Here is a 14326-nt window from a genome sequence, read left to right as displayed (position 1 = left end):
GGGTGCGCATCTCCAGGGCCTTGTTGTAGACGAGGCGCACGCAGCCGAACGTCCGGGCAAGCTCGGAGGCCTGCTCGGGGGTCGGGTGGAAGCGGTACCTGTAGGCCCGCTTCACGATCTGCGCCACGCCTCACATTCTACCGCACGACCAGTTAAGTATCGTGTGGGTGTTCGATACGGCGGCCCGCCCGGTGGCGAATCACCTATCCCCGCCCTGCTCCACAGGAGTCCAATTCCTCCCCCGCCTAAAGGCGGGGGTTTCTTTGGAGGTATCTGATGAAGCACCCAGACGTCCCCCGGCCGCAGGGCAGGCACGCCGCTGCCGGGCCCGGCCCCGCCGAGGCGGCGAACCCGGCGGTGCTGGAGCAGGCTTCGCTGGAACAGGTGATCGGGCGGCTCGGGCCGATGGCACCCCACGAGGTCGCCATTCTCGGGCTGGCCGTACTGGACCAACTCGTGGCCGTGCACAACCGTGGGATGCTCCACGGCGACGTACGGCCCGGCTCGGTGCTGCTCGGCCCGCACGACCGGATCGTCCTCGCCCCGCCGACCCTCCGGTCCCCGGCCTTCACCGCCCCAGAGGGGGTGACGGGCCCGGCGGCCGACCTGTGGTCGCTCGGCGCGACCCTCTGCACGGCCGCCGAGGGCCGCCCCCCGTCGCCGGGCGGCCTCCTCGACAGGGCGGGCCCGATCACCCCGGTCCTGCTCGCCCTGCTCTCCGGCGACCCGGGGCAGCGGCCCGAGCCCGGCGCGCTCCGCATGGCCCTGCTCGACATCGCGCGGCGCCGGGGCGACGTCTACACCCCGCTGCCCCCGGTCCCCGCGGACGCGCTGCCGCCGCCGTCCCGCCGGATGCCCTCCACGCCGTTCCCCGTGGGGCCCTTCGTCCCCGGCGCGATCATCCCGGCTCCGGCGCCCCTCCCCGCCGAGACGACCACCCCCGCTCCCTCGCCCTTCCCCGCCGAGACGACCGCTCCCCCGCCCTCCCCTTTCCACCCCGGGGCAGCCACCCCCGCGCTCCTCCCCTCAGAGGCGACCGGTCCCGCGCCCTCCCCTTCCGGGGCAAACGGGCCCGCCCCCCTCCCGTCGGAGACGACCGGTCCCATCCCCTTCCCCTCCGGGGCAAACGGTCCCGTCCCCTTCCCGTCGGAGGCAACCGGTCCCGCCTTCCGACCCGCTCCCCCCGGGGCGCCCGCATCGGCCCCCTTCGGGACGGCCACACCGGCGCCCTCGCCCTTTCACCCCGGAACCGCCCCTCACCCCGGAACCGCCCCCGCGCTCTCCCCCTCGCCTTCTCCCGTTGATCGTCCGGGACCGCCTCTCCCCGCTCCGCCGTTTCACCCGGAGGCGACCGACCCGGCGCCGGCCCCCGCGACACCGGCCTATCCCGAATCGGCCGCATCCACGCCTCCGTCGTTTCCTTCCGAGCCGCCTCCTCAGGCCGGGTCCGCCCCCTGGCCGGCCTCGACCGCCCCCGCCCCGCCGTTCCCCTCGGAGAGGACCGGGCCGGTCCAGCGCCCCCTCCAGCCGGAGGCACCCGTCCAGGGCCCGTGGGACCTCCACGAGCGGGTGTCCACACCGCGGAGCACCCCGCGGGCCGCGCCACCGGCCCCCGCCGTCCCCGGCTCGCAGGAGCCCCCACCGGCCCCGCCGGGAAGCGGCTTCCCCGGCTCCCCCGACTTCCCCCACTCCTCCGACCTCCTCTACTCCTCCGGCTCCCCCGATCTCCCTCACCCCTCCGGCTCTCCCGGTTTCCCCGACTCCTCTGGCTTCCCCGACTCTTCCGGTTTCTCGCCCGACTCCGCGCCGCCCTTCGGCGCACCCATGCCCCCCGGCCCGACCGGCCCCCCCGGACCCGCGCGACGGACCGAGCCGGCCAGGCGCTCCACCGGGGTGCTGGTGCCCCGCTCGATCGTGGGGCTGACCGGTGGCCTGCTCGCCGCCATGGCCGTCACCGTCGGCGTACTGCTCGCCCCGATGATCGGCGGCTCCGGCGAGGGCGCGGGAGAGAACGTTCCCGCCACCGGACCCGCCGGGGCCAAGGGCCGGTTCGCCGCGGCGCCCCGGGCCTGCAGCCTGCTCGACGACCGGCAGGCCGACGAGGTCGTGCCGGGGTTCAAGAGCTCCGAGGTCGAGCCCTCCACATGCGAGTGGCTCAACCAGCACGACTGGCGGACGCCCAACTCCGAGAAGTTCGACCTCCGGGTCCGGCTGGTCGCCCAGAAGCGGGACGGCTCCGAGATCAAACGGGCCAGGGAGTATCTGTCCGGCAAGAGGAAGGACTTCGTCGACAACGCGAAGTACGCCACACCCCGGCCCGTGCCCCCTCAGGACCTGAAGGGGGTGGGTGAGGAGGCGTTCACCGCGGGTGTCTACAGCCCGATCAACATCTACGGCGGGTCCTACAAGGTGACCGTGGTCCTCCGGGTCAGCAACCTGATCGCCGAGGTTCAGTACGAGCGGGGCAGCGTCAAGGAGGACTCCGACGGCAGGATCGCGCGGGACGCGCTGAAGGTCGCCCGCTGGATCACCGAGTCCCTGAGGACACGTGGCTGATCCGTCGCCGCCCGTGCTCGCGGGCCGCTATCGCACGCTCGACCGGCTTGGCGAGGGTGGCATGGGTGTGGTCTGGCGCGCCAGGGACGAGCTGCTCAACCGGGAAGTGGCGATCAAGGAGGTACGGCTCGGCTGGAACCTGCCCGAGACCGAGCGGGCGGAACGGCGGGAGCGTACCCTCCGCGAGGCACGGGCCGCCGCCCGGCTGAGCCACCCGTCCATCGTGGCCGTGCACGACGTGGTGGCCCAGGACGGCCGCCCCTGGATCGTGATGGACCTCGTCCGGGGGTGCTCCCTGGACCGGCTGATCCGCCGGGACGGGCCGCTCCCGCCGGCCCGGGTGGCCGCGATCGGCCTGGCCGTGCTCGGCGCGCTGAGCCTCGCGCACAGCCGGGGCATCATGCACCGTGACGTGAAACCGGCCAACATCATGCTCGCCGAGGACGGCGGGGTCCTGCTGACCGACTTCGGCATCGCCACCCTGGAGGGCGACGCCCCCCTCACCTCTCCGGACGCGCTGGTCGGCTCTCCCGGCTACATCGCCCCGGAGCGACTGCACGGCACCGATGACGGACCGGCCGCCGACCTGTGGTCCCTGGGCGCGACCCTCTACGCGGCGGTGGAGGGGAAGAACCCGTTCCAGCGTGATGTCCCCATCGCCACCCTGGGCGCGGTGCTCACCCAGCCGGCCCCGTTCCCCTCCCTGGCGGGCGACCTGGCCCCGGTCCTGCTGGCCATGCTGGCCAAGGATCCCCGGCGGCGGCCCGGGGAGGCCGTGCTCCGTACGGCCCTGCGCCGGATCGCCCGGGGGGCGCCGCCGGGCCCGCTCTCCTCGCGGGAGCCGCCGCGGACTCCGCCGGGGAGCGCACCGCCAGACGCGCCGCGGAACGGGCCGCGGGGTGGGCCGCGGAACGCGCCTCCGTCCGGGCGCGGCCGTACCGGGTGGGTCGTGGGGGCGGGGCTGGCCACGGTGGCGGCCGGGGTGGCGGTGGCGGTCCTGCCGACCACGGGCGGCTCCGGGACGCCCCCTGCCTCCCCCTCTCCCGCCGTCTCCGCCTCCACTTCCGCCTACGGCAGGTTCGCCGACGCCCCCGACCCGTGCACCCTGCTCACCAGGGCCCAGGTCCGCGCGGCGGGACCGACCGGCGCTCCGACGGCGGACGTGGCGAGGAAGGACGCGGAGGCGTACTGCGGCTGGAGTGACTCTCCGGGCGGGCGCGGGCTCCGCGTGGCGCTCGGCCGGCACGCCCCGACCCCCGGCAGGTCCGGGCCGGACACGGCTCATCGTTTCTTCACCGCCGAGCGCGTCAAGATCAAGGCGGACGCGGGGACGGGCCTCATCGGGACGGTCGGCCCGCTACGGGACGGGGACCGGGTCGGTGCCGAGGCGTTCACCTACGACGTGGTCGTGCTCGGCCGGATCCACGTGGTGATCCGGTTCCGGATCAGCAACCTGCTGATCGAGGTCAGTCTGTCGGAGAAGGGCGAACGCGCCACCCCCGACCTGCGCCGGCAGGCCCTGCGCTCGGCCCGGCTCATCGTCGAGGAGCTGAACCGCCGTGACTGAACCGCCTCCGGCCGGAGCGCCGGCGAGCGGGCCACGCCCCTCGGGACACCGGCCGGATAATCACGATATATCTCGGATGGAACCCCGCTGGTGAGCCAGACGTTGACCAGGCGACGCAGAATGAACAGCATGCGGGGCGTTCGCTCCGCGTTCGGAGGATGTTGAGGATGTCGCCCATTCAGAAGTACGCGCTCGGCGCGGGGATCGCCGTTTTCCTGTCATGGCTGATCCTGCCCAGCTGGCTGACCCTGCTGATCGTCCTGGGCGTCGTCGCCGCCCCGGCCGTCGGCTACCTGATGCTTGACCCGTCCCAGCGCGAACGACTCAAGCGCGCCCGCAAGCGCGGCCTCGGCCGCTGAGCCGGCGCCCGCGGTCCGACCGGTGGGCCCGCACCGCGGAGGGGATCGCGCCTCCCGCCCGGGGGCGGGCTTCCACCCGATTCCGAACAGGACCCTCCTCTCCGGAGGTCTCCCCGGCCGGGAAGCTCTCCGCTTCGAGGGGTTCTCCCGCCGGAGGGGGCCCGGCGGGACGGCCCGGCACGCGGCGAGCCCGGTGGGACGGTCCGCGCGGCGGGTCAGGCGGTCGCGAGCCCGGCCTCCACGCGCCGGGTGACCTTGCGCTCGAACACGAACGACAGCAGCGGCACGGTGCCCGCGAGCATCACGCCCACGGTGTACGGCCAGGCCCAGCGGGCCTTCATGCCCAGGTTCATCGTGGCCACGAGGTACAGCATGTAGAGAAAACCGTGGATCGGGGAGACGACCTTCGACGGGCCCTCGATGTCGAAGCCGTACCTGAGCACGATGCACGTGACCAGGACGAGCAGCATCACGCCGACGACGTACGCCAGGATACGGAAGGGCTTGAGGGCGGATTCCACGGTCATCTACCTCGGGTCTCAGAGTTCGGACATTGCACCGATATGTCGCGTTCAGGCCGTGGCGGGCTCGGGCTCCGACTCCCGCTCCGCCATACGGCCGCGCAGTATGTCGCGCACGAAATGCCACCACATGAAGACCGCGAAAAGCCCGAAGATCCACCACTGGGCGGCGTAGGCGAGGTTACGCCAGGTGAGCCCGCCGGGTTCGGTCGGTGGGAGCGCGGTCACCGGCGTGGCCGCGACGGCGGGGGCCGGAGACTGCGCGGTGGCCACCACGAAACCGTCGCGCAGCCTAGCGCCCCGCCACAGGTTGATCAGCTCGGCCGACGAGACGGTCAGCACCTGCCCCCGGGGCAGTTGCGCGGCCCTGCGCGGCACGCTGTCGGTGGGCTCCGACGGCCGCAGCCGCCCGGTCACGGTCACCACGCCCCGCGGTACGGCGACCGCCGGATCGTCGGCCCTGGGCACCCAGCCCCGCACGACGGGGATCAGGGTGCCGTCGCCCAGGTCAAACGGGGTGAGCAGCCACAGGCCCCCGTCCCTCTCGGCGACCAGGAGCTGCCTGGACGGGTCGAAGGTTCCCTCGGCGGTCACCCGGCGGCCGACGGCGTCGCCCGTCAGGTGGCTGCCGGGCCGGGTGAGGGTGGCGACCGCCACCGGAGCGGGATCCCGCGTCGTGTGCGGCTTACCGGAGTCCTCGAACACGCCGAGCTGCCAGCGGCCGAGCAGCCCGCACACGACAAGCGCTCCGACCGCGAGCAGGTGGAGCACCAGCACGCGGGGAGAGAACAGGATCCGGAGCATGACACCACGCTATCCGCCCGGTGGCACGGTCCCGTCCTCAGCACCGGACCTGGCCGACTCCCCTTTACCCTATCTCGCCGTCCGCCGCACTCCACTTCCCCGTCGTCCCCCCCAGAAAGTGCCACGAATCAGTATCGGTGTGGTGGATCGTGTGGCTAAAGTCGTCTCATGTCTGATCCTCAGATTGACCCTGCGGGCAACACCCAGCAGTTCCGCGCGTTCGCTCAGGGGAAAGAGCCGGAGGCCGCACCACAGAAGCGATCGCTGGTCGTGCCGACCATCGCGCTCGTCGTCGTGGTGGCGGCCGCCGTGGTCGGCTACCTTCTCCTCTAGCGCCGCCCAGGCGGCGGGCGGCCGACCACGTCGGCGGTGGCCGCGCTCGACGTCCTTCCCGTCCTGACACTTCTCCTACCGACCGGCCGGCTCTCACCTCGGAGAGCGCGGGAGGCATGGGGACGGGGGCGGGGGGGACCTCAGCGGCGCCCGCTCACCACCAGCGCGCTGCCGCCTCCCCTCCTGGTGGGCTCGGCGACGGCCTGGAGCCTTCCCCCGCCGAGGAACTCCACCGCGGTGGCCGCCCCGATCTCGGGGTTCGGCGTGAAACTGTGCCCCCTGAGCGTGAGCTCCGCCCCGTAACGGTCAAGGAACCCCTGTTCGGCCTGGGTCTGGGCGGTGTTGCGCTGGGTGGCCCGCGGAGCCGCCAGCGCCTCGGGCAGCGACATGCCGAGGTCCCAGCGGTTGACCAGAATCTGCAGCACGGTGGTGATGATCGTGGAACCGCCCGGCGACCCCACCGCGAGCAGCGGCCGGCCGCCCGACAGGACGATCGTCGGGGCCATCGAGGAGCGGGGCCGCTTGCCGGGGCCCGGCAGGTTCGGGTCGCCGGGGGCGGGACCGAAGGTGAAGTCGGTCAGCTCGTTGTTGAGCAGGAAACCCCGGCCCGGGACGACGATGCCGTTACCGCCGGTGGACTCGATGGTGATGTTGTAGGCGGCCACGTTCCCCGACCGGTCCGTCACGACCAGGTGGGTGGTCTCCGGGCCTTCCGCGGGTGTCGGAGTGGCCTGCGACGGGGTGGCGGCCCGGCACGGCCCGTAGGTCCCGTCGGGGTCGCCCGGCGCGGCCGGGTGAGCGATCGCCCGCTCGCCGACCAGGCAGGCGCGCTCCTTGGCGAAGCCGTCGGAGAGCAGCTCCCTCAGCGGCACGCCCGGGATGTCGCCGACATACCTGCCCCGGTCGGCGAAGGCCAGCCGGGACGCCTCCAGATACTCGTGCGCGCCCACCTTCGGCAGCGCCTCAAGGATGTTGAGCGCCTCGCCGACCGTGGAACCGCCCGAGGACGGGGGCGCCATGCCGTACACGTCCATGCCCCGGTAGGTCACCTTCGTCGGTGGCCGCTCGATCGCCCGGTAGGCGGTCAGGTCGGACAGCTCCATCAGGCCGGGCCGTACGGTGCGGGTGGAGCCGGGGACGACCGGCGGATTCTTGACCGTGGCCACGATCTCCGAGCCGAGCCGCCCGCCATACAGCCAGGAGCCGCCGCGACTGCCGAGCTGCCGGTAGGTCTCGGCCAGCTCGGGGTTGCGGAAGACGGAGCCGACCGGCGGCGGGGCGCCGCCGGGGAGGTAGAGCCTGGCGGTGGAGGTGAAGTCCTTGAACCTGGCGGCGTTGGCGGCGGTCTGGTCGTGGAAGGTCTGGTCGACCGTGAACCCCCGGGAGGCGACCTCGATCGCGGGCCTGAGCGCCCGCCCGAGCGAGATCGTGCCGAACCGGCGCAGGGCCAGCTCCCACTGCGCCACGCTGCCCGGCACCCCCGCCGACAGCCCGCTGGTGACGGCGTCGTCGAACGGGACACCCTCCAGGGAGGTCGCGGTCATCGCCCGGGGCGCGGTCTCCCGGCCGTCGACGGTGTGGACCCTCCGATGCCGCGCGTCGTAGTAGACGATGAAGCCGCCCCCGGCCAGCCCCGCCGAGTAGGGCTCGGTGACTCCGAGCGTGGCCGCCGCCGCGACCGCGGCGTCCATCGCGTTACCGCCCCGTCGCAGCACGTCCAGCGCGGCGCGGCTGGCGTCCGGGTCGACGGTCGAGACCGCCCCGCCGTACCCCTCGGCGACCGGTTCCCTCCCCGCCGTCTGCGGCGGCGACGCTGCGGCGGGCTGCACGAACAGGACCGAGGCGCCGGTCAGGACCCCGGCGACGGACACGACCAAGCGGCGAGTGATCACGATGCCTCCCGCAGACAGCTTGACTCAGCCGACCTGACTTGTCAGCCCCCTTCCCCACCCCGGCCCCGCCTTACCTCCGGTTCCGTACCCCCGGCGGTGTAGTCCCCGCTGCCGCCTCGGGCGGACGCGCAGGCCCGCGAGGTGGACATACAGTCTGAAGGTGCGCGCCAAACCCCCGTGGATCGTCTCGCTGCTCCCGCTGCTCGTGGCGGTCGCCCAGGTCGTGGGCACCAGGGGCGCGCAGTGGAACCAGGTCCACAGCGCCGAGCTGACCCGCGTCATGCTGGACCCGGCCGGTTACGCGCTGCTTCTCATCGGCCCGCTCGCCCTGATCGTACGGCGCCGCCACCCGGTGCTCACCATGGCCGTGACCATGGTCGTGACCTGTGTCTTCCTTATCCTGGGATATTCCTACGGCCCGGTCTTCATCAGCCCGGTCATCGCGATCCACAGCGCCGTCACCACCGGTCACCGGCGGGCCGCCTGGCTGGCCTCGGGCCTGCTGTACGCGTTCTTCACCGTCTACACGACCTGGTTCACCAGGCTGCCCATCCCCTCCTGGTATCACAACCTCGCCGTGGCGGCGTTCATCGGCGTGGTGCTGGCCGTGGGCGAGTACGCCCGCGCCAGGAACGAACGGCTGATGGAGCACCGTCGGGTCGCGAGGGAGGAGGCCCGGCGGCAGGCCAGCGAGGAGCGGCTGAGCATGGCCCAGGAGCTGCACGACGTGCTGGCGCACAACATCTCCCTCATCCACGTGCAGGCCTCCACCGCGCTGCACCTGATCGACGACCACCCCGAGCAGGCGCGCACCGCCCTCACCACGATCAAACAGGCGTCCAAGGATGTGCTGACGGAGATGCGCTCGGTGCTCAGCGTGCTCCGCGACGGCGCTCCCCGTTCCCCCGCCGCCGGGCTGGACCGGCTCGGCGAACTCATCCGGCGCAGCGGCCTGCCGGTCACCGGGCGGGTCTCGGGAGAGGCGAGGACGCTGCCCTCGGGGGTTGAGCTGGCCGGATACCGCATCGTGCAGGAGGCGCTCACCAACGTCACCCGGCACGCGCCGGGCGCCGCGGTCACCGTCCTGCTGGAGTACGGTGCCCGCGAGCTGCTGATCCGGGTCACCGACTCCGGCGGAGCCGCCTCCACCGAGAGCCTGGGCGGCGGAAACGGCATCCCCGGCATGCGGGAGCGCGCCTCGGCCCTCGGGGGCACGCTGACCGCCGGGCCTCGCGAGAGAGGGTTCCGAGTCGAGGCACGGCTGCCGATCCCGGAGGAGCCCGCGTGATCAGGATTGTTCTCGCCGACGACCAGGCCCTGGTCAGGGCCGGGTTCCGTGCCCTGCTCGACGCCCAGCCGGGGATGAGCGTGGTGGCCGAGGCCGCGGACGGCGCCCAGGCCCTGCGGCTGGCCGCCGAGTACCGGCCGGACGTGGTGCTGATGGACATCAGAATGCCGGGCATGGACGGCCTGACCGCCACCCGGGAGATGCCCCCGGGGCCGAAGATCATCATCCTGACCACCTTCGAGCTCGACGAGTACGTCTTCGAGGCCCTGCGCAACGGCGCCAGCGGCTTCCTGGTCAAGGACACCGAGCCCGCCGAGCTCATCCAGGCCGTCCGCGTCGTCGCCGACGGCGACGCGCTGCTCTCCCCCGGCGTGACCCGCCGCCTGATCGCCGAGTACGCCAGCCGCGCCAAGGCCCCTCATCCCTCCCGGGACCTCGGCCTGCTCACCGACCGCGAACGCGAGGTGCTGGCCCTGGTCGGCACGGGCATGACCAACGACGAGATCGCCCGGAAGCTCTTCATGAGCCCGGCCACCGCCAAGACCCACGTCAGCCGCGCCATGATGAAGCTGCACGCCCGCGACCGCGCCCAGCTCGTCGTCATCGCCTACGAGTCCGGCCTGGTCCGCCCCGGCTGGCTCTAGCCCCGCCTCCCGGTCCCCGGCTCGGAACCCCCGTCCGCCGCGGTCGCCCAGAGGGATGTCTCCCACCGGAAACCCCACCCCCGGACGACACGTCGACGACACTTAACGTGTTCACAAGGTCACGAAGGGACACACTCATGGTTTTGACTTCCTCCCCACGACTGAAGCCGGGGGATTCCACCCCTCACGGGGTGGGGCTCCTGTTTCACCGGGCCGCGCCCCGCCGCTTTCGCGAGCCGGGTCCTACCAGCCCTCCACAGGCGTTTCACCTCTCCACCGGCCCGGCGGCGAGGATACAACCGGCCACGCATCCGGCGGCTTGGTTATCGCCACCGCCGGACACGCTACCAGCCCGTGCGGCGTCGTACCGGCTTTCCTCCCCAGGGCTAAAACCCGGAGTCTCCAGCCTCAAGGAGTTTCGATGACATCACGACGGCGCCCCGCCAGCCTGAGGCCCTCTCCCGACACCGCGTCCCACCACCTGCCCGGGACGGCACGGGAGCTGTTCGACGCGCTCCCGCGGCTCCCCGGGCTCCGTACCGAGATCATCGACGGGAGACTGATAGTGAGCCCGGTAGGCACCCCCGAGCATGGCTGGACCGCGACACTTCTCTCTTACGAGCTGTACCCGCTGGTCAGGGAGCGCGGCTGGCGCGCCTATGCGGGCAACGTCGACGTCCGCATCGACGGGCCGCGCGACCCCGTCGAGCCGGACTTCGTCCTGGCCCCGGCCGACTGCCCCCGCCGGGGAGAGCGCGAGCCGCTCTCCTCCGGCCCGCTGATGGTGGCCGAGATCGTGTCGCCCGGCAGCGTCACCGACGACCGGGACAGGAAGCCGGCCGTCTACGCCCTTGGGGGGATCCCCGTGACGGTCATCATCGATCCGGTGGCCACGCCCGCCACCGTAACGGTTCTCAGCGACCCGAAGGAGGGGGTCTACCTGACCTCCACCCGCGTCGCGGTCGGCACGCCGGTGCACATCCCCGACCCGATCGGCTTCACCTTGGACACCTCGGTCTTCGCCCGGAGCCTGGGCACCTCCTGACGTCCCGCCGGGGCGACTCCCCGACGTCCCGAAGACAGGCGTTCGGTGTGCGCCGCCGATCGACGGCTCGCACGGGGCGCCTCTCCTCGTCACAGGCCCGTTCCGCAGGCCGAAGCCGTTCTCCTCCCGCGCCGGAGCCGTCGGCCGGATTCCCCGACGGGCCTCGGAACGGCCTCTCCGAAGGCCTGGATCGTTCTCCACCGCCATTCGCGTGTCTCCCCTCCCCTGAGGCGCCCGAGCGCTCCGCCGCATTTGACGTGTCCGATAAGAGCGTGTTTAGGTGTGCCTTACCTAATTTAGCTTAGGTTTACCTAAATAACACCTTCGGCGGCCCGTCGCCCGGCATGCCCATCCGGCCTCGACCATCGGACGGGCACCGCACCGAGACGGCCGGGCTCACCCCTGTGACCAGGGCCGGCGCGGGGTCGTCACCCGGGCCCCGGGCTCGGCGCATGTGGAGAGGCAGAACGATGAAGCACGGTTTGGCCGCCCTGTTGGCCGCGGGAACACTCGTCATGGCGGGCTGTGGAAGTACGGCCGAGCCCCCGGCGAAGGCCCTGGAGGGGACCTCGCCGGCGGTTCAGAGCCCGTCGGGGAGCCCTGCGCGGGCGGCCCAGGGGCTCCCGGTGACCGTTCGGTCGGCGGACGGGACGAGCGTCGAGGTGAAGGACGCCTCGAAGATCGTCCCGCTGACGGGCGACGTGGCCGAGATCGTGTTCGCCCTGGGCCTGGCCGACCGGGTCGTGGGCGTCGACCTGTCCGCGATGGGCCTGCCGGAGGCCCGGCGGAAGCCGCAGATCGGCTACCAGCGGTCGCTGGCCGCCGAGGGCGTCCTGTCGCTCAAGCCGACCGTGCTCATCGGCACCGAGGAGGCGGGACCGCCCCCGGTGATCGAGCAGCTCAAGGGGGCGGGCATCCCGGTCGTCACGGTGCCCTCCGGGGCCGGAGGGGTCGACGACGTCCCCGGCAAGATCGAACTCGTGGGGAAGGCCCTCGGCGTCGCGGACAAGGGCGCCGAGCTGGCGGCCAGGACGAAGGCCGAGATCGACGCGGCACGGGCCAGGGTCACCGGCACGGAGAAGGCCAGGGTCGCCTTCCTCTATCTGCGCGGCCAGTCCAAGACCCACCAGCTCGGCGGCGTCGGCACCCGGGCGGACGCGATGATCGCCGCGGCCGGGGCCGAGGACGCGGGCACCGTCGCCGGGGTCCGGGGCTACAAGCCGATCACCGCCGAGGCGATGGTGAAGGCCGCCCCCGACCACATCCTGGTGATGGCCATGGGCCTGGAGTCGGTCGGCGGTGTCGACGGCCTGCTCAAGCTGCCCGGCGTCGCCGAGACCCCGGCCGGGAGGAACAGGCGGATCGTCTCACTGGACGACCTGGAACTGCTCGGTATGGGCCCGCGCACCGGCCAGGCCGTCGACAAGCTCGTCACGGCCTTCCAGAGCAGGTGAGAACCCCGAAGACCGCGGCGGAGGCGGCCCCCGGCGGTTTCGAGGACTCCGGCGGCCGGACCGGGGAGGAAAGACCGGCGCGGGCTTCCGCTCCCCGGGCCGGCCGCGCGGTGCTCAGGACCGCGCTGATCCCCGTTCTCGCGGTGATGCTCGCCACGCTCTGCACCGTGTCGGCGGGGATCGGCGCGGTTGCGGTGCCGTTCGACGAGGTCGTCGGGGCCGTCTTCGGTGGCACCGGCCCGCACGACGCCGTGCTGTGGCAGATCCGCTTCCCACGCGTGACGCTCTCGATGCTGATCGGCGCCTCGCTCGGTGTGGCGGGAGCCGCCATGCAGGGCGTCTTCGGCAACCCGCTCGCCGAGCCCGGGGTCATCGGCGTCTCCTCCGGCGCGGCGGTGGGCGCGGCCGGCACGATCGTGCTGGGCGTCAGCGCCTTCGGCGAGTGGTCGGTGACCGTGGCCGCCTTCGCCGGCGGGCTGATCGCCACCTTCGTCGTCTACCTGCTCTCCCGATCCGGCGGCAGGACCGAGGTCGTCACCCTGGTCCTCACCGGCATCGCGATCAACGCCGTCGCCGGGGCGCTCGTCGGCCTGCTGACCTTCCTCGCCGACGACGCCCAGCTGCGCTCGATCTCCTTCTGGAGCCTGGGCAGCATCGGCGGCGCGACCTGGCCGGTGGTGGCCGGGGTGCTTCCGTTCACCCTGGCGGGGCTGGCGCTGATCCCCTTCTTCGCGCGGGCTCTGGACGTGCTCGCGCTGGGCGAGCGCGGCGCCCGGCACCTGGGGGTGGACACCGAGCGGGTCCGCCTCGGCGTGATCACGCTGGCCGCGCTGCTGACCGGCGCGGCGGTCGCGGCGGCCGGGGTCATCGGCTTCGTCGGCCTGGTCGTACCCCACCTGATCCGCCTGGTCGCCGGCCCCGGGCACCGGATGCTGCTGCCCGCCTCGGCCCTGACCGGAGCCTTCGTGCTGCTGGCCGCCGACCTGGTCGCCCGGACGGTCGCCGTCCCCGCCGAACTGCCGATCGGCGTGCTCACCGCCCTGCTCGGCGGCCCGTTCTTCCTGTGGCTGCTCCGCCGTACCCGATCCCGGCAAGGAGGATGGGCGTGATCGACGTTTCCTCGGTTTCCCTCTCGGCGGGCCCCGTACGACTGCTCGCCGACGTGTCGCTGCGGGTGGCACCCGGCGAGCTGGTCGCGATCGTCGGGCCGAACGGCGCGGGCAAGTCGTCGCTGCTGTCGGTGCTGGCCGGGGACGCCGCCCCGTCGTCGGGTTCGGTCACCCTGGCCGGGCATCCGCTGGGCTCGCTGCGGCCCGCCGGGCTGGCGCGGCTGCGCGCGGTGCTCCCGCAGCGGGTCACCGTGGCCTTCCCGTTCACGGTGGCCGAGGTGGTCGCGATGGGCCTGTACGGCTCCCGCCTCCCCCGCCACCGGGAGCGGGAGCTCCTCGACGGGGCCATGGCGGTGACGGACGTCGCGCATCTGGCCGACCGCGCCTATCCGACCCTGTCGGGCGGGGAGCAGGCCCGCGTCTCCCTGGCCCGGGTGCTGGTCCAGCGGGCGCCGGTACTCCTGCTGGACGAGCCGACGGCCGCCCTGGACATCAGGCACCAGGAGCAGGTCATGCGGGTCGCGCGGGACCGCGCCGAGGCCGGGGACGCCGTCGTGGTCGTCCTGCACGACCTCAACCTGGCCGCCGCCTACGCCGGCCGTGTGGTCGTCATGCGCTCCGGCGCCGTCGTCGCCCACGGCTCCCCCGCCGAGGTCTTCACCTCCGGCGTGCTGAGCGAGGTGTACGGCTGCGCCGTCGACGTCCACCGCGACGGTCCCGGCCTGCTGGTCTCCCCCCGCCGCACCCGCTGACC

The 14326-nt window shown here is 73.0% G+C and carries 14 protein-coding genes; 10 read left to right on the top strand and 4 right to left on the bottom strand.

All coding sequences use genetic code 11. The features are described from left to right. Positions 1 to 127, bottom strand: a 127-nt coding sequence (locus tag ABZ194_RS04335) for a helix-turn-helix domain-containing protein (RefSeq protein WP_355592194.1), incomplete at its 3' end; no start/stop codon positions are given. A gap of 149 nt (positions 128 to 276) precedes the next feature. Here ABZ194_RS04335 and ABZ194_RS04330 point away from each other — a divergent pair. The 3 genes from ABZ194_RS04330 (at position 277) to ABZ194_RS04320 (ending at position 4482) form a co-directional block, all read left to right on the top strand. Beyond that, positions 277 to 2556 (top strand): hypothetical protein, encoded by a 2280-nt coding sequence (locus ABZ194_RS04330; protein ID WP_355592154.1) that lies wholly within the window; start codon positions 277 to 279, stop codon positions 2554 to 2556. After that, positions 2549 to 4123 carry a protein kinase gene (locus ABZ194_RS04325; protein WP_355592152.1) on the top strand — a complete coding sequence of 525 codons (1575 nt, stop codon included), beginning with the start codon at positions 2549 to 2551 and terminating at the stop codon, positions 4121 to 4123. The genes ABZ194_RS04330 and ABZ194_RS04325 overlap by 8 nt, the downstream gene beginning before the upstream one ends. A 167-nt stretch (positions 4124 to 4290) precedes the next feature. Next, positions 4291 to 4482, top strand: a complete 192-nt coding sequence (locus ABZ194_RS04320) for a hypothetical protein (protein WP_355592150.1) — start codon at positions 4291 to 4293, stop codon at positions 4480 to 4482. A gap of 215 nt (positions 4483 to 4697) precedes the next feature. On the opposite strand, the gene ABZ194_RS04315 is transcribed toward ABZ194_RS04320, so the two are convergent. Together ABZ194_RS04315 and ABZ194_RS04310 are read right to left on the bottom strand one after the other, a co-directional pair. Beyond that, entirely contained in the window at positions 4698 to 5009 is a 312-nt protein-coding gene (locus ABZ194_RS04315; protein WP_355592148.1) for a DUF3817 domain-containing protein, read from the bottom strand. 45 nt (positions 5010 to 5054) lie between these two features. Next, the gene (locus ABZ194_RS04310; protein ID WP_355592146.1) at positions 5055 to 5807 is read right to left on the bottom strand and encodes an SURF1 family protein; all 753 of its coding nucleotides are present in this window, start codon (positions 5805 to 5807) and stop codon (positions 5055 to 5057) included. 168 nt (positions 5808 to 5975) lie between these two features. Between ABZ194_RS04310 and ABZ194_RS04305 the strand changes: the two genes are divergently transcribed. After that, positions 5976 to 6140 carry a hypothetical protein gene (locus ABZ194_RS04305; protein ID WP_355592144.1) on the top strand — a complete coding sequence of 55 codons (165 nt, stop codon included), beginning with the start codon at positions 5976 to 5978 and terminating at the stop codon, positions 6138 to 6140. 140 nt (positions 6141 to 6280) lie between these two features. Here ABZ194_RS04305 and ABZ194_RS04300 read toward each other — a convergent pair whose 3' ends face one another. Further along, positions 6281 to 8032 (bottom strand): gamma-glutamyltransferase family protein, encoded by a 1752-nt coding sequence (locus tag ABZ194_RS04300; RefSeq protein WP_355592142.1) that lies wholly within the window; start codon positions 8030 to 8032, stop codon positions 6281 to 6283. A 160-nt stretch (positions 8033 to 8192) separates the two neighbouring features. On the opposite strand from ABZ194_RS04300, the gene ABZ194_RS04295 reads away from it, so the two are divergent. The 6 genes from ABZ194_RS04295 to ABZ194_RS04270 all read left to right on the top strand — a co-directional run bounded on the left by ABZ194_RS04295 (position 8193) and on the right by ABZ194_RS04270 (position 14324). Further along, positions 8193 to 9320, top strand: coding sequence for a sensor histidine kinase (locus ABZ194_RS04295; protein ID WP_355592140.1), 1128 nt, complete (start codon positions 8193 to 8195; stop codon positions 9318 to 9320). Continuing rightward, the gene (locus tag ABZ194_RS04290; protein WP_355592138.1) at positions 9317 to 9964 is read left to right on the top strand and encodes a response regulator transcription factor; all 648 of its coding nucleotides are present in this window, start codon (positions 9317 to 9319) and stop codon (positions 9962 to 9964) included. Before ABZ194_RS04295 ends, ABZ194_RS04290 begins: the two co-directional genes overlap by 4 nt. 421 nt (positions 9965 to 10385) lie before the next feature. Beyond that, positions 10386 to 11009 carry a Uma2 family endonuclease gene (locus tag ABZ194_RS04285; RefSeq protein ID WP_355592136.1) on the top strand — a complete coding sequence of 208 codons (624 nt, stop codon included), beginning with the start codon at positions 10386 to 10388 and terminating at the stop codon, positions 11007 to 11009. A 470-nt stretch (positions 11010 to 11479) separates the two neighbouring features. Continuing rightward, positions 11480 to 12463, top strand: a complete 984-nt coding sequence (locus ABZ194_RS04280; RefSeq protein ID WP_355592134.1) for an ABC transporter substrate-binding protein — start codon at positions 11480 to 11482, stop codon at positions 12461 to 12463. Beyond that, the gene (locus ABZ194_RS04275) at positions 12460 to 13572 is read left to right on the top strand and encodes an iron ABC transporter permease (protein WP_355592132.1); all 1113 of its coding nucleotides are present in this window, start codon (positions 12460 to 12462) and stop codon (positions 13570 to 13572) included. Before ABZ194_RS04280 ends, ABZ194_RS04275 begins: the two co-directional genes overlap by 4 nt. Further along, on the top strand, positions 13563 to 14324 hold the full coding sequence (locus ABZ194_RS04270) for a heme ABC transporter ATP-binding protein (protein WP_355592130.1): 762 nt from the start codon (positions 13563 to 13565) through the stop codon (positions 14322 to 14324). The genes ABZ194_RS04275 and ABZ194_RS04270 overlap by 10 nt, the downstream gene beginning before the upstream one ends. Positions 14325 to 14326 lie beyond the last annotated feature (2 nt).

This window comes from Streptosporangium sp. NPDC006007, assembly GCF_040614315.1.
Lineage (GTDB): Bacteria > Actinomycetota > Actinomycetes > Streptosporangiales > Streptosporangiaceae > Streptosporangium.
The sequence above is the reverse complement of the archived record's forward strand: the minus strand, read 5'-3'. Positions and strand labels throughout refer to the sequence as shown.